This is a genomic window from Streptomyces sp. NPDC002588, assembly GCF_040295925.1.
GTDB lineage: Bacteria > Actinomycetota > Actinomycetes > Streptomycetales > Streptomycetaceae > Streptomyces.
Map to the genome: position 1 here is coordinate 39,412 of NZ_JBEOWF010000002.1, position 21,159 is coordinate 60,570.

22 protein-coding genes are annotated in these 21,159 nt (G+C 72.1%); 5 read left to right on the forward strand and 17 right to left on the reverse strand.

The annotated features are described in order from the left end of the window. Genes ABT057_RS02845 through fabG form a run of 5 tightly spaced genes read right to left on the reverse strand, consistent with a single transcriptional unit; the run spans nucleotide 1 to nucleotide 5,475 of the window. Nucleotides 1–795, reverse strand: coding sequence for an SDR family NAD(P)-dependent oxidoreductase (locus ABT057_RS02845; protein WP_352340621.1), 795 nt, complete (start codon nucleotides 793–795; stop codon nucleotides 1–3). A gap of 28 nt (nucleotides 796–823) precedes the next feature. After that, nucleotides 824–2,032 carry an acetyl-CoA acetyltransferase gene (locus ABT057_RS02850; protein WP_352340622.1) on the reverse strand — a complete coding sequence of 403 codons (1,209 nt, stop codon included), beginning with the start codon at nucleotides 2,030–2,032 and terminating at the stop codon, nucleotides 824–826. After that, on the reverse strand, nucleotides 2,029–3,468 hold the full coding sequence (locus tag ABT057_RS02855) for an OB-fold domain-containing protein (RefSeq protein WP_352340623.1): 1,440 nt from the start codon (nucleotides 3,466–3,468) through the stop codon (nucleotides 2,029–2,031). The genes ABT057_RS02850 and ABT057_RS02855 overlap by 4 nt, the downstream gene beginning before the upstream one ends. Nucleotide 3,469: 1 nt before the next feature. Next, complete coding sequence (locus tag ABT057_RS02860) at nucleotides 3,470–4,702, reverse strand: acetyl-CoA C-acetyltransferase (protein WP_352340624.1); 1,233 nt, start codon at nucleotides 4,700–4,702, stop codon at nucleotides 3,470–3,472. 26 nt (nucleotides 4,703–4,728) lie between these two features. After that, complete coding sequence (gene fabG, locus ABT057_RS02865; protein ID WP_352340625.1) at nucleotides 4,729–5,475, reverse strand: 3-oxoacyl-ACP reductase FabG; 747 nt, start codon at nucleotides 5,473–5,475, stop codon at nucleotides 4,729–4,731. Nucleotides 5,476–5,601: 126 nt separating this feature from the next. Here fabG and ABT057_RS02870 point away from each other — a divergent pair, with 126 nt between their 5' ends. Further along, nucleotides 5,602–6,828 (forward strand): acyl-CoA dehydrogenase family protein, encoded by a 1,227-nt coding sequence (locus tag ABT057_RS02870; protein ID WP_352340626.1) that lies wholly within the window; start codon nucleotides 5,602–5,604, stop codon nucleotides 6,826–6,828. Nucleotides 6,829–6,862: 34 nt separating this feature from the next. On the opposite strand, the gene ABT057_RS02875 is transcribed toward ABT057_RS02870, so the two are convergent. Both ABT057_RS02875 and ABT057_RS02880 read right to left on the reverse strand, forming a co-directional pair. Continuing rightward, the gene (locus tag ABT057_RS02875; protein ID WP_352340627.1) at nucleotides 6,863–7,444 is read right to left on the reverse strand and encodes a DUF2889 domain-containing protein; all 582 of its coding nucleotides are present in this window, start codon (nucleotides 7,442–7,444) and stop codon (nucleotides 6,863–6,865) included. After that, nucleotides 7,441–8,247: an enoyl-CoA hydratase-related protein gene (locus tag ABT057_RS02880; protein ID WP_352340628.1), complete on the reverse strand. Its 807-nt coding sequence runs from the start codon at nucleotides 8,245–8,247 to the stop codon at nucleotides 7,441–7,443. The genes ABT057_RS02875 and ABT057_RS02880 overlap by 4 nt, the downstream gene beginning before the upstream one ends. A 154-nt stretch (nucleotides 8,248–8,401) precedes the next feature. Between ABT057_RS02880 and ABT057_RS02885 the strand changes: the two genes are divergently transcribed. Together ABT057_RS02885 and ABT057_RS02890 are read left to right on the forward strand one after the other, a co-directional pair. Further along, nucleotides 8,402–9,208, forward strand: a complete 807-nt coding sequence (locus ABT057_RS02885) for a FadR/GntR family transcriptional regulator (RefSeq protein WP_352340629.1) — start codon at nucleotides 8,402–8,404, stop codon at nucleotides 9,206–9,208. 111 nt (nucleotides 9,209–9,319) lie between these two features. Next, complete coding sequence (locus tag ABT057_RS02890; RefSeq protein ID WP_352340630.1) at nucleotides 9,320–10,501, forward strand: amidohydrolase family protein; 1,182 nt, start codon at nucleotides 9,320–9,322, stop codon at nucleotides 10,499–10,501. 38 nt (nucleotides 10,502–10,539) lie between these two features. Here ABT057_RS02890 and ABT057_RS02895 read toward each other — a convergent pair whose 3' ends face one another. The 6 genes from ABT057_RS02895 to ABT057_RS02920 are packed head-to-tail and all read right to left on the reverse strand — an operon-like array spanning nucleotide 10,540 to nucleotide 15,340. Beyond that, entirely contained in the window at nucleotides 10,540–11,643 is a 1,104-nt protein-coding gene (locus ABT057_RS02895; RefSeq protein WP_352340631.1) for a serine hydrolase domain-containing protein, read from the reverse strand. After that, nucleotides 11,636–13,087, reverse strand: coding sequence for a class I adenylate-forming enzyme family protein (locus ABT057_RS02900; RefSeq protein WP_352340632.1), 1,452 nt, complete (start codon nucleotides 13,085–13,087; stop codon nucleotides 11,636–11,638). Before ABT057_RS02900 ends, ABT057_RS02895 begins: the two co-directional genes overlap by 8 nt. Before the next feature lie 4 nt (nucleotides 13,088–13,091). After that, nucleotides 13,092–13,514, reverse strand: coding sequence for a MaoC family dehydratase (locus ABT057_RS02905; RefSeq protein WP_352340633.1), 423 nt, complete (start codon nucleotides 13,512–13,514; stop codon nucleotides 13,092–13,094). Then, entirely contained in the window at nucleotides 13,511–13,963 is a 453-nt protein-coding gene (locus tag ABT057_RS02910; protein WP_352340634.1) for an FAS1-like dehydratase domain-containing protein, read from the reverse strand. Before ABT057_RS02910 ends, ABT057_RS02905 begins: the two co-directional genes overlap by 4 nt. 17 nt (nucleotides 13,964–13,980) lie before the next feature. Further along, a complete protein-coding gene (locus ABT057_RS02915) occupies nucleotides 13,981–14,829 on the reverse strand; it encodes an enoyl-CoA hydratase-related protein (protein ID WP_352340635.1) in 849 nt (282 codons plus the stop codon). Nucleotides 14,830–14,833: 4 nt separating this feature from the next. Next, a complete protein-coding gene (locus tag ABT057_RS02920) occupies nucleotides 14,834–15,340 on the reverse strand; it encodes a PaaI family thioesterase (protein WP_352340636.1) in 507 nt (168 codons plus the stop codon). Nucleotides 15,341–15,487: 147 nt separating this feature from the next. Between ABT057_RS02920 and ABT057_RS02925 the strand changes: the two genes are divergently transcribed. Next, nucleotides 15,488–16,669: a CaiB/BaiF CoA transferase family protein gene (locus tag ABT057_RS02925; protein WP_352340637.1), complete on the forward strand. Its 1,182-nt coding sequence runs from the start codon at nucleotides 15,488–15,490 to the stop codon at nucleotides 16,667–16,669. 2 nt (nucleotides 16,670–16,671) lie between these two features. On the opposite strand, the gene ABT057_RS02930 is transcribed toward ABT057_RS02925, so the two are convergent. The 4 genes from ABT057_RS02930 to ABT057_RS02945 are packed head-to-tail and all read right to left on the reverse strand — an operon-like array spanning nucleotide 16,672 to nucleotide 20,263. Beyond that, nucleotides 16,672–17,427, reverse strand: coding sequence for an SDR family NAD(P)-dependent oxidoreductase (locus tag ABT057_RS02930; protein ID WP_352340638.1), 756 nt, complete (start codon nucleotides 17,425–17,427; stop codon nucleotides 16,672–16,674). Continuing rightward, nucleotides 17,424–17,939 (reverse strand): nuclear transport factor 2 family protein, encoded by a 516-nt coding sequence (locus ABT057_RS02935; RefSeq protein WP_352340639.1) that lies wholly within the window; start codon nucleotides 17,937–17,939, stop codon nucleotides 17,424–17,426. The genes ABT057_RS02930 and ABT057_RS02935 overlap by 4 nt, the downstream gene beginning before the upstream one ends. Continuing rightward, nucleotides 17,936–19,114: an acyl-CoA dehydrogenase family protein gene (locus tag ABT057_RS02940; RefSeq protein WP_352340640.1), complete on the reverse strand. Its 1,179-nt coding sequence runs from the start codon at nucleotides 19,112–19,114 to the stop codon at nucleotides 17,936–17,938. Before ABT057_RS02940 ends, ABT057_RS02935 begins: the two co-directional genes overlap by 4 nt. A gap of 30 nt (nucleotides 19,115–19,144) precedes the next feature. Further along, nucleotides 19,145–20,263 (reverse strand): acyl-CoA dehydrogenase family protein, encoded by a 1,119-nt coding sequence (locus ABT057_RS02945; protein WP_352340641.1) that lies wholly within the window; start codon nucleotides 20,261–20,263, stop codon nucleotides 19,145–19,147. A 68-nt stretch (nucleotides 20,264–20,331) separates the two neighbouring features. Here ABT057_RS02945 and ABT057_RS02950 point away from each other — a divergent pair, with 68 nt between their 5' ends. After that, a complete protein-coding gene (locus ABT057_RS02950; protein ID WP_352340642.1) occupies nucleotides 20,332–21,153 on the forward strand; it encodes an enoyl-CoA hydratase/isomerase family protein in 822 nt (273 codons plus the stop codon). The last annotated feature ends 6 nt before the right edge of the window (nucleotides 21,154–21,159 follow it).

Below are 21,159 nucleotides of genomic sequence, written 5' to 3' on the forward strand. Positions count from 1 at the left end.
TTACGCGTCCCGCAGGTCGGCGACATACGGCTGGTGGGCGAGCAGGCCGCCGTCGACCCGCAGGGTGTGGCCGGTGATGAAGGAGGACTCGTCGGAGGCGAGGAACACCACCGCCGAGGCGACGTCCTCCGGGCGGCCCAGGCGCGGGGTGAGATGGTGCCGCAGCATCGCCTCCCGGATCGCCCCGTGCGCCGAACCGGAGCTGGCCGGCGTGACGATGAAGCCGGGCGCGATGGCGTTGCAGCGCACGCCCTGCTTGCCGTACTGCGTCGCGACGTACTGGGTCAGGTTGACGAGGGCGGCCTTGGACGCGCCGTAGGCCGGGTTGCGCAGGTCGCCCGCGAGGCCGGCCCCGGACGAGGTGTTGATGATCGAGCCGCCGCCCCGGGCCAGCAGGTGCGGGACGGCCGCCTGGATGGCGACCATGGTCCCGCGCAGGTTGATCCGCATCGTGTCGTCCCAGACCGCCGGGTCGGCCTCCAGGACGGCCAGGTCCCGGCGGGCGGCCAGGTGGGTGGCCGCCGCGTTGTTGTGCAGGACGTCGAGGCCGCCGTACGTCTCGACGGCCGCCGCCACCATGGCGCGCACGCTGCCGACGTCGCCGAGGTCGACGGCGACGGCCGTCGCGGCGCCGCCGGCGGCCCGGATCTCCTCCGTGACCGCCTCGGCGCCCTCCGGGTTCAGGTCCGCGACGATCGTGCGGGCGCCCTCGGCCGCGACGCGGCGCGCGGTGGCCGCGCCGATGCCCGACGCGGCCCCGGTGATGATCGCGATCTTCTGGTCGAGCCGTCCCATGCCCGAACCGCCTTTCTCACTACGACTCTCACTGCGACAGTTGACTCCCGACGACGGAGACGAAGGACACGCATTCGCCGGGCCCGCCGCCCAGGTTGTGGGTGAGGGCGAGCGAGCGCCCCTCGGCCAGGGTCCGCACCGCGCGCTCCGGCGGCGCCTCGCCGCGCAGTTGCAGCCAGGCCTCGAACATCATCCGCAGGCCCGAGGCGCCGATCGGGTGACCGAAGGCCTTCAGGCCGCCGTCCGGGTTGACCGGCAGCGATCCGTCGAGGTCGAAGGCACCGCTCGTGACGTCCTTCCAGGCCTGGCCGCGTTCCGCGAAGCCCAGGTCCTCCATCAGCACCAGCTCGGTGGGCGTGAAGCAGTCGTGGACCTCGGCCAGCGCGAGTTCGGCGCGCGGGTCGGTGATCCCCGCCTGCCGGTAGGCCTCCTGCGCGGAGACGACGACCTCGGGGAAGGTGGTGAAGTCGTACCCCGGGTCGAGGAGGCCGTCGGCGGGGCCGGCGACGAAGGACAGCGCCTTCACGAAGACCGGCCTGTCGGTGTACTTGTAGGCGTCCTCGGCGCGTACGACGATCGCCGCGGCGGAGCCGTCGGAGACGCCCGAGCAGTCGAACACGCCGAGCATGCCCGCGACGATCGGCGCCGACCGGATGCGCTCGGCCGGGACCTCCTTGCGGAACTGGGCGCGGGGGTTGCGGGCCCCGTTGACGTGGTTCTTCCAGGCGATACGGGTGATGACGTCCTTCATCTCCTCCTCCGACAGGCCGTACTTCGCGGCGTAGGCGGGGGCGAGGAGGGAGAAGTTCGCGGGGGCGGTGATCTCACCGCGGCTGTCGTCGCCCGCGCCGGGGATCGCCGTCCCGGAGAGCCCGGACATGCCGGAGTCCTTGAGTTTCTCCACCCCGACGGCCATGGCCACGTCGTACGCCCCGGAGGCGACGGCGTAGCAGGCACCCCGCAACGCCTCGGAGCCGGTGGCGCACATGTTCTCGACCCGGGTGACGGGCTTGTTCGGCAGACGGAGGGCACGGCTCAGGGCCAGACCGGACACGCCGGACGCCTGGGTGCCGAACCAGAACGCGTCGACGTCGTCGAGCGTGACACCGGCCGAGGTCACGGCCTCGCCCACGGCGTCGACCAGCAGGTCGTCCGCCGAGCGGGTCCAGTGCTCGCCGAAGGGCGTGCAGCCCATACCGACGATCGCGACGCGGTCCCGGATTCCGTGCGAGCTCATCGGTGTGTCCCCTCGGTCTCGCCCGCGCGCACCGGGCGGGCCTTCCAGAAGTAGTTGTGCACGCCGGCGGCGGTGACCGTACGCCGGAACGTCATTTCCACCCGGGCGCCGATGACGGCGTCCGCCTCGGTGGCGTCGGTGAGCTGGCAGCGGAACCGGCCGCCGCCGTCGTAGTCGACGACCACGACGAGCATCGGCGGGCTCGGGGTGTGGGCCAGCCGGTCCACGGTGTACGTGGCGACCGTACCCCTGACGTGTTCCATGGGCTCGTCGGTCATGGAGTCGACGCTGTGACACGAGGCGCACACCCGGTCCGGTGGCAGTTGGCGGGTGCCGCACTTCTCGCAGCGGGCGGCGACGAAGCCGTACTTCCAGCCGGCCCGGCGGTGCGCGGGCGGGGCGTAGGGCGGCTCCGGGTCCGGCCTGCGGGGCGGTTCGCGGTCGAGGAGGCCGCGCCAGGAGAGATAGGTGGCGTAGGGCATCGGCGGGCCGCCCGCGGCGATCTGCGCGGCGACCGGGCGGGCGGCGCGGTGGGCGGGCAGCGCGTCGGTGGCGCGCAGCAGGAGCACCCCGGCGCCGTCGCCGAGCACGAGGAGCGCGATGACCTCGCCGGGGCGGGCCCGGTCGAGGACGTCGGCGAGGAGCAGCCCGGGCTGGGCGGTGCCCGCGTTGCCGATCACCGCGGAGAGGTCCGGGGTCACCGCCTCGGGGCGGGCCCCCGCCGTGCGGCGGACCGACGCGCACGCGCGCGCGTGCAGCCCGGCGACGACGAGGTGGTCGATGGCCCCGCGCTCCAGGCCCGCCTGGTCGAGGGCGGCGGCCAGCGCCTTGTCGGCGAGGGACACGTAGATCTCCTCGGCGAAGCGCTCCTCCCAGACACGGGAGGCGGGGGCGCCCGGCAGCCGCCAGCGGTCGAGGATCTCGTCGCTGACGGTGTCGTGGGCGAGCAGTTCCGCGAGGACCGGCGCGTCGCCCCGGTGTCCGCCGAAGACGAACGCCGCCGCGGCGTCGCCGCCCGCGACCTCGTCGGCGCCGCCGGGCAGGCCGGTGCGCAGGTCGGACAGGACGGCCAGGGTGGGCACCGGGGAGCGGGCGGCGGTCACCAGCGCGCCGAGGCCCGAGCGGACGGATCCGGCCATGTCGGCGGCGAGCACGTGCTCGCCGAGGCCGAGCGCGGCGTGCACGGCGGTCGCGTTCGTCTTGTCGAGGTAGGCGGGGGCGGCGGTGGCCAGGAAGAGCTGGCCGATGCGGGGCCGCAGACCGTCGCGGGCCAGGGCGACCCGGGCCGCCTCGACGGCCATCGACGTGGTGTCCTCGTCGTAGCCGGCCACCGCCCGGGTTCCCCTCCCCGCACCGGTGCCCAGCGCGGCGGCGACATCGGCCCGGGCGAGCCGGTGGTACGGCACGTGGGCGCCGTATGCGAGCAGTCCGGGCATGTCAGCGTCCTCCGGTGATGTCGTTGCCGGGTCGTTCGAAGACCGCGGCCAGTCCCTGGCCGCCGCCCAGGCACATGGTCTCCAGGCCGTAGCGGGCCTGACGGCGGTCGAGTTCGCGCAGCAGGGTGGCGAGGATGCGGCCGCCGGTGGCGCCGACCGGGTGGCCGAGCGAGATACCGGAGCCGTTGACGTTGAACCGCTCGAAGTCGGTCTCGGTCAGGGCCCATTCCCGGGTGCAGGCGAGCACCTGGGCGGCGAACGCCTCGTTGAGTTCGATGAGGTCGATGTCGGCGAGTTTCAGTCCGGCGCGCTCGAGTGCCCGGGCGGTGGCGGGGACCGGGCCGATGCCCATGGTCTCCGGCGGTACGCCGACGACGGCCCAGGAGACCAGCCGGCCGAGGGGGCGCAGGCCGAGTTCGGCGGCCCGCTCGGGGTGGGTGACGACGCAGAGCGCGGCGCCGTCGTTCTGCCCGCTGGCGTTGCCGGCCGTGACCGTCGCCTCCGGGTCCTGCCGGCCGAGCACCGGTCGCAGCGTGGCGAGTTTCTCCAACGAGGAGTCGGGGCGCGGGTGTTCGTCGGTGTGGACGACCGTCTCGCCGCGCCGCGTCCGTACCGTCACGGGCACGATCTCGTCGGTGAAGCGCCCCTCGCGCTGGGCCGCCACGGCCTTCTCGTGGGAGCGCAGGGCGAGTGCGTCCTGTTCCTCGCGGGGGATGCCGTACGCGCGGCGCAGGTTCTCGGCGGTCTCCAGCATGCCGCCGGGTACCGGGTGGTTGGCGCCGCCCGAGGTGACGCGGCCGCGGGCCAGGCGGTCGTGGAGGGTGGTGCCGGCGCCGCGCACGCCCCAGCGGACGTCGGTGGTGTAGAACTCGGCCCGGCTCATGGACTCGACACCGCCGGCCAGCACGAGGTCGCTCGCGCCGGTCTGCACCTGCATCGCCGCGGTGATGACCGCCTGGAGTCCCGAGCCGCAGCGGCGGTCGATCTGGAGTCCGGGCACCTCGACGGGCAGTCCGGCGTCCAGGGCGGCGACACGGCCGATGGCCGGGGCCTCGCCGTTGGGGTAGCACTGGCCGAGGAGGACGTCGTCCACGGCCGACGGCGGGATCCCGGTGCGGTCGAGGACGGCCCGTACGACGGCGGCCGCCAGTTCGGCGGCGGTGACGTCGCGGAAGGCTCCCCCGTAGCCGCCCACCGGGGTCCGTATCGGTTCGCAGATGACCGCGTCACGCATCCGTCATGCCTTTCGTGGACGGGAATTCACATGTACCGGCCACCGGTCACCTCGATCACGGCTCCGGTGAGGTAGCTCGCCATGCCGGAGGCGAGGAAGAGGACCACCTGGGCGACCTCGGCGGGTTCGCCCGCGCGGCCCATCGGGATCTCGGCGAGCTTGGCGTCCCAGGCCGCCCGGGGCATCGCCTCCGTCATCGCGGTACGGATCAGTCCCGGCTGCACGGCGTTGACCCGGATGCCCGCCTTGGCCAGCTCCTTCGCGGAGGCCTTGGTGAGGCCGACGAGTCCGGCCTTGGCCGCGCTGTAGTTGGTCTGCCCGAAGTTTCCGACCTTGCCGGCGATGGAGGAGATGTTGACGATGCTGCCGCCCCGGCCGTGTGCGCGCATCGCCTCGGCGGCGAAGCGGGTGCCGTTCCAGGCGCCCGTGAGGTGAACGTCGAGGACGGCGCGGAAGTCGGAGACGGGCATCCTGCGCAGGGTCGCGTCCCGGGTGATGCCGGCGTTGTTGACCATGACGCCGACGGGCCCGAAGACCTCGGCGCAGTGGGCGACGAGGGCGGCGACCTGGTCCTCGTCGGTGACGTCGCAGCGCGCCGAGGAGGCCTCGACGCCGTTCCCCGCGAGCCGCTCGGCGGCCTCGGCCGCGGCGCCCTCGTCCAGGTCGCCTATGACCACGCGGGCACCCGCGCCGCCGAGGACGCCGGCGATCTCGTAGCCGATTCCCTGTGCGCCGCCGGTGACCACGGCGTTCCGGCCGTCCAGCAGTCCCATGTCCGCTCGCCCCGACCCTTCCGTCACTCGCTTATTCTTCTAAAATAGATAACCTATTACACTGAAAGTATCAACAGGGGCATCACCAGGTGCATCGGCAGGTGCATCGACAGGGAGGAAGAGCAGGTGGACATCAGCTATCCCCCGCAGACCGAGGCGTTCCGTGCCGAGGTCAAGGAGTTCCTCACCGAGGCGCTGCCGTCGGACTGGAAGGGCATCGGCGCCCTCGACGAGGAGGCCGCCCGGGCCTTCGCCCGCGACTGGCGCGGACGGCTCGCCGAGCGCGGCTACCTCTCCCTCACCTGGCCGAAGCCCTACGGCGGCCGTGACCTGTCCAAGCTCCACCAGGTCGTGTTGATGGAGGAACTCGCCCTGGCCGGAGTGCCGTTCGGGCTGCCACAGGACACCTTCGGCGTGAAGATGCTGGCGAACACGCTGCTGCGCTGGGGCACGGACGAGCAGAAGGCCCGCTTCCTGCCGCGCATCCTCAGCGGTGAGGACACCTGGTGCCAGGGGTACTCGGAGCCGGACGCGGGCTCGGACCTGGCCGCCCTGCGGACCCGGGCGGTGCTCGAGGGCGAGGAGTGGGTGATCGACGGGCAGAAGGTGTGGACGTCCGGCGCCCACCACAGCGACTGGATCTTCGTCCTGGCCCGCACGGACAGCGCCGCGCCCTGGCACCGCGGCATCTCCTTCCTGCTGGTCCCGCTCGACCAGCCCGGCGTCGAGGTGCGCCCGTTCCGCATGATGAGCGGGCAGCTCCATTTCAACGAGGTGTTCTTCGACGGCGCCCGTACCCGGGCCGACCTCGTCGTCGGCGGGGTGGACAACGGCTGGACCGTCGCCCAGAGCCTGCTGGGCGTGGAGCGCGGCGAGGAGGCGGCGACCAACCCGGTCCTGTTCCGGGCCGAGGTGGAGCGGCTGGTGGAGCTGGCCCGGCAGTACGGCAGGGACCAGGACCCGGTGATCCGGCAGCGGATCGCCTGGTGCTGGTCCAAGGTCGAGATCATGCGCTACCTCGGCTACCGGATCCTCACCGGCTGGCTCAAGGGCGCCGAGCCCGGCCCGGAGACGTCGATCGCCAAGCTGTACTGGAGCGAGTACCACACCGAGGTCACCGATCTGGCGATGGACATCATGGGCCTGCACGGCCAGGTGCCGGCGGGCCGGCCGCCCCTGCGCACCTACCGCGCCGACGACCCCGGTGCCGCGAACTCCTCGGCGTCGTGGTCGACGACGTATCTGATCGCCCGCTCCGGCACGATCTACGCGGGAACCTCGCAGGTACAGCGGAACATCCTCGCGGAGAAGGTCCTCGGGCTGCCGCGGGAACCCAGGATCACCGGCCCGTAGGCGCCCCCGCGTCCGGCGGCACGGCCCGCGGGCGTCACCGGCCCGCGGGCCGCTCGAACGCGCCGACTTCCGGGACCGGGCGCGGGCCCGTTCCCGGGCGCCAGCCCGCGTCCAGCTTGCGCAGGCCCACCCCGTCCGGGGCCCAGATGTGGCAGCTGTTCAGCACGCCGGCGGTGGCCCGCGGATTGTGCACCGGCACGCCGTCGGCGGCGCGGCGCAGCGCGCCCGCGGAGATCGCCGCCTGGACGGTGGCAGGGCCGAGGGCGCGGGACAGCTCGTGCAGATGGGTACAGCCGGAGACTCCGCGGAAGCGCTCCTGGACCGCCCGGTTGTACCCGGCCGCGACGCTCAGCCCGACCAGTCCGTCGAAGGCGGGGGCGATCAGCGGACACTCGGCGTGCGGGAACTCCCGCATGTGCGCGCCGGCCGCCGTGATCACCATGTCGGCGAGCCGGATCCGCACCGCGAGCGCCATACGGTGGACGACCCCGCCCGGCGGCTTCTCCCAAGGACGCTCGTCGCGCAGCTCCGCCTCTACGGAGATCTCCCCGCCGGCCTCCTCGTACGCCGTGACGGTGACCGTACGGCGATGCAGGGGAAGCTCGGCGCGGGTCATGCGGAGGCCTCTTCCAGCCCCGCGAACTCGGGTCGTCGGCGTTCCATGAAGCTCAGCACCCCCTCGCGGTAGTCGGGAGCCCGCTTGGCCGTCGCCAGCAGCGCGGCGGCGCTGTCACGGCTCTCGGTGAAGGTCCGCGCCTGGTCGTCGGCGAGCTGCCGCTTGATGAGGGACATCGCGTAGGGACTCGCCGACCGCGCCAGGTCGGTGGCGTACGCGAGCGCCACCGGGAGGAGTTCGTCCGGCTCGACGAGGCGATTGACCAGGCCCATCGCGAGGGCCTCCGATCCCGTGATCTTCCGTGAGGAGAGCAGCAGGTCGGCGGCGTTGCCGTAGCCCACGATCCGGGGCAGCAGCCACGCCACCCCGTCCTCGGCGACCAGACCGCGCGCGCTGAAGGCGGCGGCGAACCTGGCGTGCGGCACGGCGAACCGTACGTCGCACATCAGCGCCTGGTTGAAGCCGATGCCGGCGCAGGCGCCGTTGACGGCCGCCACCACGGGTTTCGGGAAGGACATGGGCCGGGTGCGGGGCGGCAGCCGGTCGGTCGGCCACGGGCGGGCACCCGACGACGCCCCGTCCAGCACGCTCATGTCCATCCCCGGACAGAAACCGCGTCCGGCGCCGGTGAGCACCACGGCCCGTACCCGCGGATCCGCCTCCGCCCGGTCGAACAGCTCGTTGTAGAGCAGCTCCATCTCCAGCGTCCAGGCGTTGTGGCGCTCGGGCCGGTTCAGGGTGAGCACCATGACCCCGTCGTCGGTGAGTTCGGTGAGGATCACCGGGGTCGGATTCTCGGTCATCGAGGCCACTCCCACACCTAATAGATAGATGAATCATCTATATCCTAGAAGCCCCGCTCAAGGGAAGATCCATCCTTCCCTTGACCTGGTACGCTCGATGCACTAAGAAGATTCATTTTGCTATATAAGGTTTGCTACCCAAGGAGGGCCCACCGTGGCCGAGGCAGCCCGCGCAGCAGCACGACCGGCGGCCGTACCCGCCCCCTCCCGCAGCCGCGTCGGACGACAGGTGCGGGTGCCGAAGACCGCCGAACTGGTCGCCGCACACCTGCGCCGGCAGATCGTCCGGGGTGAGCTGAAGCCCGGCGACGCGCTGCCGCCGGAGTCGGGCCTGATGGAGCAGTTCGGCATCTCGCGGCCGACCCTGCGCGAGGCGTTCCGGGTACTGGAGTCGGAGTCCTTGATCAGCGTGCGGCGCGGCGCCCACGGCGGCGCCCGGGTGAGCGCGCCGGACTCGGACGTCGCCGCCCGCTTCGCCGGCCTGATCCTGGAGTACCGCGGCGCCACCCTGGGCGACATCTACCGCGCGGCGGCCGTCATCGAGCCGCCCTGCGCCCGCCAGCTCGCCGCGAAGCACACGGCGGACGACATCAAGCGGCTGCGCGACGCGGTGGCCGCGGAGAAGGCCGCCCTCGACGACCCGCTCGCCCTGGTCGACGCACAGGACGCCTTCCACGCCCTGCTGGTCGAGCTCACCGGCAACCAGACACTGATCCTGCTGTGCGGCATGCTGCGCAACATCATCGACCGCGCCAACGCCTCGTACACCGCCGCCGCCACCGACACCGAGACCCAGCAGGCCCAGGCCCTCAAGGGACACCGGGCGCACGTCCGGCTGGTCGGCCTGATCGAGTCCGGCAAGGCCGACGAGGCGGAGAAGCTGTGGCAGCGGCACATCTCCAGCGCCGACGACGTGGTGAACTCCGCCGGACCCAAGACGGTGCTCGAGCTCATCGACTGAGCGGACACGCCCCCTCCACACCTCCGTCCACCCCGGCCCCTTGCGCGCGATAAACAGTTAGATAATTATAGGAGGCGTACTGAATAGCTCTGGGGTCCGGAGGCGACGGCCATGGCCGAACAGCGAGGGCGCATCTTCGACTGCGACCAGCACATGTACGAGGAGCGGGACTCCTTCACCCGCTACCTTCCGAAGGAGTTCCTCGGTGCGGCTGTCGCACCGGTGACCCTGCCGGACGGGCGGGAGGTGATCCTCGCCGGCGACCGGATCGTCGTCTGCCTGGAACCGGAGTTCGGACAGGTCTACCGACCCGGCTCGCTGAAGGAGATGCTCAAGGCGATGGCCTCGGGCAATCCCGAGGAGACCTACCAGTTCGAGCCGATGCACGAGGCGTACCAGAACCGCGAGGCCCGGCTGCGGATCATGGACGAGCAGGGACTCGACCAGACGATCATGTACCCGGGCGGCTGGGCGCTGGTCGCCGAGGAGTACGTGAGCGGGGTCGAGCCGCTCTACGCCAACTACCACTCGTTCAACCGCTACATGAACGAGGTCTGGGGCTTCGACCACCAGGGCCGCATCTACGCCCCGGCGCTGCTGTCCCTGCGCGACCTGCCCAGCGCGGTCAAGGAACTCGAGTACGTCCTGAACCAGGGCGCCCGCTTCATCCTGCTGCCCACCGGCCCCATGTACGGCCGCTCGCCGGGCGACCCGTACTTCGACCCGTTCTGGAAACTCGTCAACGAGGCCAGGGCGAGCGTCTGTTACCACATCAGCGAGTTCTACTACAACTCGCAGGTGGCGCCCGCCTGGGGCTACGACCCGAGCCCCATCCACTTCCGGATGTCGGCCTGGCAGTGGCAGAACACCTACGGCCAGCGCCCCATCGAGGAGACGCTGTCGGCGCTGATCTTCGACAACCTCTTCGGCCGTTTCCCCGACATCAACGTGCTGGTGTCCGAGTTCGGCTCCGAGTGGGTGCCGCACTTCGTCCGTCACATGGACAAGAGCCGCGGCATGGGCCGCAACGGCCCCTGGATCGGCGGGCAGTTGGACGAGCGTCCCAGCCAGATCTTCCGCAAGCACGTCCGCGTGGTGCCCTACCCCGAGGACGACATCGTGGGCGTCGTCAAGCGTCTCGGCCACCACGAGTCCATCGTCATGGGCTCCGACTTCCCGCACGCGGAGGGCCTCGCCGCCCCGGCCGACTTCCGCAAGCTCATCGCGGAGCTCGACGAGTCCGCCCAGGACGACATCATGTACCACAACGCCCAGCGGCTCGTCAGCCGCTGAGCGTCACAACTCCCCCGCCTGGCGGCGGGCCCGGTCGATCAGACCAGGCCCGCCGCCAGGTTCGCGATGTCGGTGATCAGCGCGGTGCCTTGCGGAGTGTGGTCGTAGCCGGCGAGTGGATAGCCGTTGCTGAGGCAGGCGAAGGACAGGCCGGACTCCGGGTCCATGAAGCCCAGTTGGTAGGCGGCACCGGCGCTGCCGAAGAGGGCGGGCGAGCCGGTGGACGGCAGGTTGCTGCCGGCGTCCGGTCCGGCCACGGTGACGAACAGCCCCATGCTGGTACGGCGGTCTCCGCCGCCCCCGTAGATCCGCTCCCCGTACGGGTGCTCCGTCAGCCGGATCCGGGTGCCCTCCGCGACCGCCTCCGGCTTCCACAGCCCCGAATGCTCCAGCGCCTGGAAGTAGAGGGCGACGTCGGCGGCCGTGGCGACGAGGGCGTGGCTGGGCTCGCCGGCCGCCAGGACCTTCGGGTCGGACAGGTACCACGGCCCCCAGGGATCCGGCTCCTGGCCGTCGTCGGTGCGGTCGGTGGCGAGCATCGGGGCGACGGTGCCGGGCTGTTCGTCCACCGGGACGCCTAGCTGGAGCGAGGTCAGGCCGAGCGGCCCGGTGATCCGCTCGCGCAGATGGTCGGCGAAGGCGAGGCCGGTGCGCCGCTCGACTATCTCGGCGATCAGCCAGGCGGCCGAGGTGAGGTGGAACTGGAAGCGGCTGCCCGGCGGGTAGTCCAGCCGCCAGCGCCCGAAGGCGGCGAGCCGCTGCTCGCGGTCCAGGGTCTTCGGGTGGCCGAGCGGGGCGAAGGGAAAGCCGGCGGTGTGCGTGAGCACCTGCTCGACGGTCACCGTCTCCTTCCCGTTCGGCGCGAACTCCGGGATGATCGAGGCCACCTGCTCGCCCACGTCCAGGAGTCCGTCGCCGATCAGCTTCCACACCACGCCCGCGACGACCGACCGTCCGACGGACTGCAGGACGTACCGGGTGCCGGGGTGGGCGTCGCCGTAGGTCTCGAAGGCCACCAGCCGGCCGCCGCGGGCGACTGCGACCTGGGCGGAGGGCAGGGGGCCCTGCTCGACCGCCCGGCGGATCCGGCTCAGCAGCGTGTCGAGCCGCTCCGGGTCGACTTCGTCGACATGGTCAGGCACTTGTTCCTCCTGCGTACGGCTCCCGCAGACGACGCCGAAGTACCTTGCCGTTGGCGTTGCGCGGCAGGTCGGGCACGAACCACCAGCGGACGGGGACCTTGAACCCGGACAGCCGGGCGCGGGTGTGTTTCCTGAGTCCCGCCGGATCCGGCGGGACATCGGGGTCTGCGGGTACGACGAAAGCCACGACGGTCTGGCCGAGCCGTTCGTCGGGCACGCCGACGACCGCCGCGTCCGCGACGCCGGGGTGCGCCGCGAGCACGGTCTCGACCTCCAGCGGATGGACGTTCTCGCCGCCGCGGATGATCATGTCGCCGCGCCGGCCGAGGAGGTAGAGATAGCCGTCCTCCGCCACTCGGCCCAGGTCGCCGCTGTGCAGCCAGCCCTCGGCGTCGATCCGGAAGAAATGGGCGGCGCGGGCGTGGATCTCGCCGACACCGTCAGGACCGGCGCCGTCGACCCTGAGTTCGACCCCGGGGGCGGGGCGCCCCACCGAACGCAGGAGCTCGGTGCGGCCCGAGACCGCCTCCCGGTGGTCCTCCGGGGTCAGCACGCTGATCGGCGAGCCCTCGGTCTGGCCGAACATGTTGAGCATGCGGACGCCGGGCATCGCCTCGTACGTCCGCCGCAGGGTGCCGGGGCGCACGGGCGCGCCGCCGTACTGGAGGACCCGCAGCCGCTCGTGCCGTGCCTCTCCGGCGGTCAGCAGGGTCTCCAGCATCGCCGGGACCATGCTCGTGTGGGTGGTGCCGAGGTCCCGCAGCAGGGACCAGCCCGCCACGGTGAAGCGGGGCAGGCCGGTGACCAGCGCGCCGGCGGCGAGGGCGACGGCGATGTTGCCGAGGCCCGCGATGTGGTGGAAGGGGGCGCTGCCACCGTAGAAGCCGTCGGGTCCGAGGTCGCACAGCCGTCCGTTGACACGGGCCCGGGCGGCCAGGCGGTGCTGGGTCAGCGTCACGGGTTTGGGCAGGCCCGTCGTCCCCGACGTGTGCAGGACGGCCGCGAGTTCGTCCGGTCTCGCGGTCAACGCCCTCATGCTGTCGTCCAGTTCGGGCACGACATGGAGCCGCCTTCCGGACAGCCCGGCGACCTGCCCGCCGAGGCCGGCGAACTCCGGCTGTGCGAGGAGCACTCGGCCGGGGATGTTCCCGACCACGGCGGCGATCTCGTACGCGGTCATCCGGACGCCGAGCGGCGCGAGGGGGTGGCCGGCGCCGGCTCCGCCGATCACCAGGGCGAGCGCGTCGGCGGAGGTGGCCACGAGGGCGGGCACGGGTGCGCCGGGCTCCAGACCGAGTGTGTCCAGCCAGTCGGCCGCGCCGCCCGCCCGGCCGAGGAGCTCGCGCCCGCTCCAGGTCAGGTCGCCGAACCGGACGGCCGGGCGGGAGTGGTCCTGGGCGGCGGCCACCATCGCGGTCCAGGTCGCCCCGTCCGCCTCGGTCATCGGCTCAGGCCTCCAGGCGGGCCGCCGCGGTACCGGTGACCACCTCGACGCCGTCCTGGTTGACCGTACGGACGTGGAAGTGGGCGACAGGACCGGCGGGTGTGTCCTCGACCGACTCGACGGTGGCCGTGGCGGTCAGTGTGTCGCCGGGCCAGACCTGGGCCTTGAAGCGGACGCCGTAGCGCAGCAGCGCCCCGGCCCCGACCCAGTCCGTGAGCACCCGGCCGGTCATGCCCATCGTGAGCATCCCGTGCGCGAACACCCCGGGATATCCGGCGGCCTCGACGGCGAACCGCTCGTCGGTGTGCAGGGGGTTGAAGTCGCCGGAGGCGCCCGCGTACTGGACGATCCGGGTGCGCTTCAGATCGCCGACGAGTACGCTCTCGCGGGTCTCGCCGACCTTGATGTCGGCGGTGCTCAGGCTCATCGGGCGTCCTTCGGGGTCGCGGGGCCCTCGGGGACGACGGCCACGGTGACGGCGCTGACGACCGGTTCGCCGTCCGCGTCCAGGTACTCGGTGACGCGCTCGCTGAACAGCAGCCGGCCGGTACGGCCCTGCTTCTCCCAGCTGCGCCCTTCGACGGTGTGCGCGTAGAGGGTCTCGCCTGCCCGGACCGGGCGGTGGTACTCGAAGTGCTGTTCGGCGTGGAGTCCGCCGCCGCCCTCGGCCATCGCCCCGGGCCCGCCCCCGGATCCGAACCACTCCTCGTCCGGCCTGGGCCGCAGGTGGTACTCCGGGTCGTAGTGGGCGCTCGCCATGGTGAAGGTGGGCGGGGCGAGCGCGGCCTCGCCCCCGTAGGCGGGGTTCTCGTCACCGATGGCCCGGGCGAACATCATGATGTGCCCGGCCTCGACGGGGAACGGCTGACCTGACATGTGCGGTCTCTCCTCGGTCAGTACGGCAGGAACGCGCCGCGGGTGGCGTCCTCGGGGTCGAAGTCCGGCGGCAGGCCCTCGAACTTCGGCTCCCGTTTCTCCACGAAGCTCGCCACGCCCTCCCGGAAGTCCGGGGAACCGGCGAAGAACTCCATGGCGGAGTAGGAGCGGGCGAGGGCGTCGGTGAAGGGGCGGTCCAGGTCTGCGTAGACCTGGTGGCGGACGACGGCCATGGCACGCGGGGAACAGTTGCGGGCGATGTCCCGGGCGTAGGCGCGGGCGGCGTCGAGCAGGTCCCCCGGTTCCACCACGCGGCTGACGAGGCCGAGGTCCTTCGCCTCGTCGGCGTCGAAGACCCGGCCGGACAGCAGCAGGTCGAGCGCGTTCTCCAGGCCGATGACACGGGGCAGCACGTACGGCAGGTTGTACTCGCCGGCCAGGCCGCGCCGGGTGAAGGCGGTGGTGAAGCGGGCTCCGCGGGCGGCGAAGCGGATGTCGCAGATGAGGGCCTGGACCAGGCCGATGCCGGCGCAGGCGCCGTTGACCGCGGCGATCAGCGGCTTCGGCAGGTTCCGCCTGCTGTACATGGGGACGCGGGCCTGGAGGTCGAGGGACCGGCCCGGCCGGGAGTTCTGCTCCAGGCGCTGGACGTCCATGCCCGGGCAGAAGGCCCTGCCCGCGCCCGTGACGATCACGACGCGGACGGCCGGGTCGTGGGCGGCCTCGTCCAGGAGGGCGAAGAAGCGGCGCTCCATGGGGATGCTCCAGGCGTTGCTGCGCTCGGGCCGGTTGAGGGTGACGGTGGCGACACCCTCCTCGTCGACCTCGTACAGCACCAGGTCGTCCTGGCCGGGTTCCTCGGACATCACGTCACTCCTGTGTCAGCGGTTCGGCAGTCAGCGGTTCGATGGGGTCACCGATGCCCGGCCGCTCCCCCGAGATGGTCACCACCACCTGCCCCCGCGCGCAGACCCGGCCCTCGGTGAGCACGTCGACGTCGGCGAAGTGCACCCGGCGGCCGCGCCGGACACAGCGCGCGTGGGCGACGGCCTCCGCGCCCCGGGCGGGTGCCAGGAACTGCACCGACAGCGACACGGTGCTCAGGCGGCTGCCGTTGGTGAAGTCGTGCCCGGCGATGACGGCTCCGGCGCCGGCGGTGTCGATCAGGGCCGAGACGACCCCGCCGTGGAAGACGTCCTCGTGGGCGGAGAGGGACTCGGCGTAGGGCAGTACGATCTCGACGCCGTCCGGGTCCCAGCGGGTCACCCGGATCCGGCAGAGGCGGTTGAAAGCGACTCCGCGTTCCCAGCGGGCCCGGAACCACGCACGGTGTTCGCGCTGCTCCTGGTCGGTGAGGGTCCTCGCCGCGACGGTCATCAGCACGCCCTCCGGTCTCGGCCTGTCGACCGACCAATATAGTTACATGATTTGGCTAGTTGCAGCAATCATAGGACCGAAAGTGGGACTTCAGAAGTATATTTATCTAACTCATTCAGTCGAAAGTCAGCAGAAGGAGGCAGCCAGATGCCGTCGACCGCCCTGGCCGGGATCCGTGTCCTCGATCTGTCCCGCATCCTCGCGGCGCCGCTGGCCACCCAGATGCTGGCCGACCTGGGCGCCGAGGTGATCAAGGTGGAGCGGCCGGGAACGGGCGACGACTCCCGGACCTACGGCCCGCCGTTCGCCCCGGGAACCGACACCGCGGCCTTCTTCCTCTCCTGCAACCGCAACAAGCGGTCGGTCACCGTCAACCACGCCACCCCCGAGGGGCAGGAACTGATCCGCGCCCTCGCCGCCCGCTCGGACGTCGTCGTGGAGAACTTCCGCGCGGGCACGCTCGCGAGGTACGGCCTCGGCCAGGAGAGCCTGCGGGAGCTCGACCCACGGCTGGTCTACCTCTCGGTGACGGGCTTCGGCCAGACCGGGCCGTACGCGGGGCGGCCGGGATACGACGGCGTCTTCCAGGCCATGTCCGGGATGATGAGCGTCTCCGGGCACCCCGAGGAACCGATGAAGGTCGGGGTCAGCATGGTCGACATCCTCACGGGGCTGTACGCCTCCACGGCCGTCCTCGCGGCGCTGCGGCACCGGGACGCCACCGGCGAGGGCCAGTTCATCGACCTGTCGCTGCTGGACTGCGGCCTGGCCTCGCTGTCGCACTTCGCGATGAACTACCTGGTCTCCGGGGAGGTGCCGGCGCGGCGCGGGAACGGTGGGTACGGCGGGATCCCCTCCCAGGCCTTCATGTGCGCGGACCGGCCGCTCTTCATGGTGGCCGGCAACGACAGGCAGTTCGCCGCGTTCTGCGCGGCGGCCGACCGCACCGATCTCCTCCAGGACGAGCGGTTCGCCACGACCTCGGCCCGGATCGTCCACCGCGAGGAGATCCTGCCGGTCCTCGAGGCGGTGCTGCGCACCCGGCCCCGGGACGAGTGGCTGGACCTGCTCGACCGGCACGGCGTGCCCGCGGGCCCGTACAACGAGATGCCCGAGGTGTTCGCCGACCCGCAGATCCGGCACCGGGAGATGCTGGCCGAGGCCGGGGGGCTGCCGCTGCTCGCCAACCCCATCCGGCTCTCCGCGACCCCCGTCGACGGGTACGCCCCGCCCCCCGCGCTGGGCGAGCACACGGCCGAAGTCCTCGCCGAACTCGCGGGAGTGACGGATCATCGGCTGGCCGAGCTGCGTGCCCGGGGGGTCGTCTGACGTCAGCCGAGCAGGGTCCGTCCGCCCTCCAGCATCAGCGTCGCCCCGGTCAGATAGGACATGTCGTCGCTGACGAGGGCGGCCACCGCCCGGCCGATGTCCGCCTCCGGATCGCCCATCCGGCCCAGCGGGATGCCGGCGAGCACCTGCTCGGCCCGGTCGGGGTGATCGGCGAAGTACGCCTCCGCGGCCGGACTCAGCGCGGCCGGGCAGACCACGTTGACCCGGATCCCGTACGCGCCCCACTCCCGCGCGGCCACCCGGCTCAGCCCCCGGATCGCCTCCTTGGCCATCGCGTACGCCGCGAAGGTCGCCTCGCCCTGCACGGCGGCCGAGGACCCGAGGTTCACCACGCTGCCGCGGCTCGCCTTGAGATGGGGCAGGGCAGCCCGCATGGTGTGGAACGCGGCCAACGGCCCGCTCCGATAGGTGAGTTCGACGTCGTCGTACGTCGTCTGCTCCAGCCGGCGCTGCACGGAGCTCTGCGCGTTGTTGACCAGCACGTCGAGCCGGCCGAACACCCCCACCGTCTCGGCCACCATGCGCTCGGCGTCCGCGCGCTCGCCCACGTCCCCGACCACGCTGTGCACCCGCCCGCCGCGCTCGCCGATCGCACCGGCGGTGTCCTCGAGCTTGCTCCCGGTACGGCCGGTGATCACCACGGCCGCCCCCTGGGCCGCCAGCGCGAGCGCGATGCCGCGGCCCACACCCTGCCCCGCCCCGGTGACCAGTGCCGTTCTGCCGGACAAGCGTGTCATCGCGTCTCCTTCCAGAAGGGCGCCCAGGAGGCGAAAGCCTCCGGCAGCGCCGGTTCGCCGGCCCCCTTCCAGCCGCGGAATCCCACCGCCTGGGGCCGCTCGGTCACATCGGCGGCGTACCAGTGCTGTTCACGGCGCCGGGAGAAGTACCACTCGCCGTCGACGCGCGCGTAGTCGTCGAGATAGCGGATGGCCATGACGATCCACCGCTCCCCCACCTCGTGCTCGGCCCGGCAGTAGACGGAGCCGGTGGCGGTGTCCCGGCCGGTGAACTCGACGCGGTGGCCGCAGATCTGGTGGACGGAGCGGCCGAAGCCCCGGACCAGGGGCTCGATGTACGACCGCAGCGCCGCCCGCCCCCGGCCGTACCGTCCCAGCTGCACGTCGGGCCGGAAGCAGCCCACCCAGGCATCGAGGTCGCGGGCGTCCACGGCGAGCGCGTAGCGGACGGGCAGCTGCTGGACGGCCAGCTGCGACTCGACGCGGTCCAGGCGGTCCTCGATCGAGGTCATGGCCGGGGCTCCTTCGGCAGACCGAGGAGCTGCTCCCCGATGATGTTCCGCTGGATCTCGCTCGACCCTCCGTAGATCGTCTCCGCGAGGGAGAGCAGGAAGGAGCGCTGGCGGGTGTCCAGGCCGTAGTCCTCGCCGACGATCTGCCCGGCGGGCCCGGCGAGCTCCATGGCGAGCCGGCCGAGTTGCTGGTGGCGTGTCGAGGCGTACAGCTTGGCGGTGGTGGCCTGCGCGCCCGGGGTGCGGCCCGCGGTGAGTTCGGCGAGGGTGCGGAGGTTGGTGGTGCGCATGATGCGTACGGAGATCCAGGCGTCGACGATCCGGCTGCGCAGCATCGGGTCGTCGAGCGCGCCCCGCTCCCGGGCCAGGTCGAGAAGCGCCTGTGCCTCCCGCTCGAAGGTGAGCTGCTGCGGCAGCAGGGTGGTGCCGCGTTCGATGCCGAGGGTGGCCATCGCCGTGCGCCAGCCCTCGCCGACCTCGCCCACGACCAGGTCGGCTTCGGTGCGGGCGCCGGAGAGGAAGACCTCGGCGAACTCGTCCTGTCCTGCGAGGTTGCGGATGGGGCGGATGTCCACGCCGGGCTGGTCGGTGGGCAGCAGCAGCATGGTCAGGCCCTTGTGGCGCCGGGAGTCCGGGTCGGTGCGGGCGAGGACGTAGAGCCAGTCGGCGTGTGTGCCGAAGGACGTCCACACCTTCTGGCCGTCGACCACCCACTGCCCGCCGTCACGCTCCGCCCGGGTGCGCACCGACGCCAGGTCGGAGCCCGCGCCGGGTTCGCTGAAGCCCTGGCCCCACAGTTCCTCGACGGCGAGGATCGGCGGCAGGAAGCGTTTCCGCTGAGGCTCGCTGCCCACTTTCAGGAGCATCGGGCCGAGCAGGTCGAGCGCGTTGACCGTGGCCCGGTAGGGGGCGTCCGCACGGGCGTACTCGTACTCGAAGACGATCTCCTCGAGGAGTCCGAGGCCGCGTCCGCCGTACTCGCCGGGCCAGCCGACGCCCAGCCAGCGGCCGGCGGACAGTTCGCGGTCCCAGGCGAGGCGGACCTCCCAGGCCGCTCCGTCGGTGGGGCCGCCCACGCCCCGGTGCGCGGCGAACTCCCCCACCAGGTGGTCCGCGAGCCAGTCCCGCAGTTCGTCGCGGAAGTCGCGTACGGCGGGCCCGAAGTCCAACTCCATGCCGGCTCCTTTGCGTTCCGTTGCTTTCCGTCAGATGCCGAGCCGGGCGGCGAGCAGTTCCCGGTGGTACGCGGGGGTGCCGAGCAGGATCTCGGAGCTCTTGGCCCGCTTGAAGTAGAGGTGCGCGGGATGCTCCCAGGTGAAGCCGATCCCGCCGTGGACCTGGATGTTGTCGCCGGCGACCCGGGTGAACACCTCCGAGCAGTGGACCTGGGCCAGGGCCGCGGCGAGGGCGGTCTCCCTCTCGTCGCCGGCGTCCAGCGCCCACAGTCCCGCGTAGGCGGCCGAGCGGGCGGACTCGATCTCGACCAGCATGTCGGCGCACTTGTGCTTGATCCCCTGGAAGGAGCCGATGGGCCGCCCGTACTGCACCCGGATCCCGGCGTACTCCACGGCGGCGTCCAGCGCGGCGGCCGCTCCCCCGACCTGTTCGGCGGCGAGCAGGACGGCGGCGGTGGCGAGGGCGCGTTCGAGCACGGGCCAGGCGGTGCCCTCGGTGCCGAGCAGGCGGGCGGGGGTGTCCGTGAAGTCGAGCCGGGCCTGTCTGCGGGTCTGGTCGAGGGTGGGCAGGGAGGTGCGGACCAGGCCGGGTGCGCCCGCGTCGACCGCGAGGAGGCTGATGCCGGCGGGGGTGCGGGCGGCGACGAGGAGCAGGTCGGCGACCTGGCCGTCGGGGACGTAGGTCTTGACGCCGGTGAGCCGCCAGCCGGCGGCCGTCTCGCGGGCGGTGAGCCGGATGCCCGGCTCGTCCCAGCGGCCCGCGGCCTCGGTGAGCGCCAGGGTGGCCACCGTCCCGCCTGCGGCGATGCCCGGCAGCAGATCATGCCTGGCCTGTTCGTCGTCACAGCGCAGGAGGGCCTCGGCGGCCAGGGCCACGGTGGCGAAGTACGGGGCGCACAGCAGCGCGCGGCCCGCCTCCTCGAAGACGACGCCGAGGTCGACGTACCCGAAACCGGAGCCGCCGTACTCCTCCGGGACGGCGAGTCCCTGCAGGCCGAGTTCGCCGGCCATCCGCTGCCAGACGGTGAGGTCGTGGCCCCGGGGGTCGGCTGCGAGGCGGCGCACGTCCGCCTCGCCGGAGTACTTGGCGAGGAAGGACCGTACGACCTTGCGCAGTTCGTCCTGTTCCTCGCTGAAGGTGAGATCCATCTTGCCGCTCCCTCCTCGATACAGTTAGATAATTATAGTATCCACACTGAATACACCAGGAGCGTGACGTGACCGATCTCTACGAGCAGTTCACGAGCCTGCCCTTCGAGCGGCCCGCACCCGGTGTGCTCCGCATCGTGCTCGACGCCCCGCACCTCAACGCCGTGGACCCGCGGACGCACGGCGAACTGGCCGGCATCTGGCCGGTCGTCGACCGGGACGAGCAGACCCGCGCGGTGCTGGTGCAGGGGGCAGGCCGGGCGTTCTCGGCGGGCGGGACCTTCGACTCCATCGAGGCCATGACCGAGGAGTACACGGTGCGCGCCCGGGTGATGCGGGAGGCGAGGGAGATGGTCTACGGCGTGATGAACTGCTCCAAGCCGGTGGTCTCCGCGATCCACGGCCCGGCGGTCGGCGCGGGACTGGTCATCGGCCTGCTCGCGGACGTCTCGATCGCCGCCCGTACCGCGAAGATCGTCGACGGGCACACCCGCCTCGGGGTCGCGGCCGGGGATCACGCGGCCATCTGCTGGCCGCTGCTGTGCGGCATGGCCAAGGCCAAGTACTACCTGCTGACCTGCGAACCGCTCACCGGCGAGGAGGCCGAACGGATCGGGCTGGTGTCGAAGTGCGTGGACGACGCGGACGTGCACGCCGAGGGCCTGCGGGTGGCGACGGCCCTGGCCGCCGGCCCCGCGAGCGCGATCAGCTGGACCAAGCGGTCCCTCAACCACTGGTACCGCACCGCGCAGCCGATCTTCGAGGCCTCACTGGGTCTGGAGTTCTTCGGGTTCGGCGGCCACGAGGTGGCCGAGGGACTGACCGCGCACCGCGAGAAGCGCACACCGGACTTCGAGGGCGTGGGCGCCAAGCACCCGATCGACCTGTGAAGCCCG

Coding starts and splice junctions, on each gene's coding strand:
- ABT057_RS02845 (WP_352340621.1), bottom strand. CDS start 795: ATGGGACGGCTCGACCAGAAGATCGCGATCATCACCGGGGCCGCGTCG.
- ABT057_RS02850 (WP_352340622.1), bottom strand. CDS start 2,032: ATGAGCTCGCACGGAATCCGGGACCGCGTCGCGATCGTCGGTATGGGC.
- ABT057_RS02855 (WP_352340623.1), bottom strand. CDS start 3,468: ATGCCCGGACTGCTCGCATACGGCGCCCACGTGCCGTACCACCGGCTC.
- ABT057_RS02860 (WP_352340624.1), bottom strand. CDS start 4,702: ATGCGTGACGCGGTCATCTGCGAACCGATACGGACCCCGGTGGGCGGC.
- fabG (WP_352340625.1), bottom strand. CDS start 5,475: ATGGGACTGCTGGACGGCCGGAACGCCGTGGTCACCGGCGGCGCACAG.
- ABT057_RS02875 (WP_352340627.1), bottom strand. CDS start 7,444: ATGACCCGCGCCGAGCTTCCCCTGCATCGCCGTACGGTCACCGTCACG.
- ABT057_RS02880 (WP_352340628.1), bottom strand. CDS start 8,247: ATGACCGAGAATCCGACCCCGGTGATCCTCACCGAACTCACCGACGAC.
- ABT057_RS02890 (WP_352340630.1), top strand. CDS start 9,320: ATGGCCGAACAGCGAGGGCGCATCTTCGACTGCGACCAGCACATGTAC.
- ABT057_RS02900 (WP_352340632.1), bottom strand. CDS start 13,087: ATGACCGAGGCGGACGGGGCGACCTGGACCGCGATGGTGGCCGCCGCC.
- ABT057_RS02905 (WP_352340633.1), bottom strand. CDS start 13,514: ATGAGCCTGAGCACCGCCGACATCAAGGTCGGCGAGACCCGCGAGAGC.
- ABT057_RS02910 (WP_352340634.1), bottom strand. CDS start 13,963: ATGTCAGGTCAGCCGTTCCCCGTCGAGGCCGGGCACATCATGATGTTC.
- ABT057_RS02915 (WP_352340635.1), bottom strand. CDS start 14,829: ATGTCCGAGGAACCCGGCCAGGACGACCTGGTGCTGTACGAGGTCGAC.
- ABT057_RS02920 (WP_352340636.1), bottom strand. CDS start 15,340: ATGACCGTCGCGGCGAGGACCCTCACCGACCAGGAGCAGCGCGAACAC.
- ABT057_RS02925 (WP_352340637.1), top strand. CDS start 15,488: ATGCCGTCGACCGCCCTGGCCGGGATCCGTGTCCTCGATCTGTCCCGC.
- ABT057_RS02930 (WP_352340638.1), bottom strand. CDS start 17,427: ATGACACGCTTGTCCGGCAGAACGGCACTGGTCACCGGGGCGGGGCAG.
- ABT057_RS02935 (WP_352340639.1), bottom strand. CDS start 17,939: ATGACCTCGATCGAGGACCGCCTGGACCGCGTCGAGTCGCAGCTGGCC.
- ABT057_RS02940 (WP_352340640.1), bottom strand. CDS start 19,114: ATGGAGTTGGACTTCGGGCCCGCCGTACGCGACTTCCGCGACGAACTG.
- ABT057_RS02945 (WP_352340641.1), bottom strand. CDS start 20,263: ATGGATCTCACCTTCAGCGAGGAACAGGACGAACTGCGCAAGGTCGTA.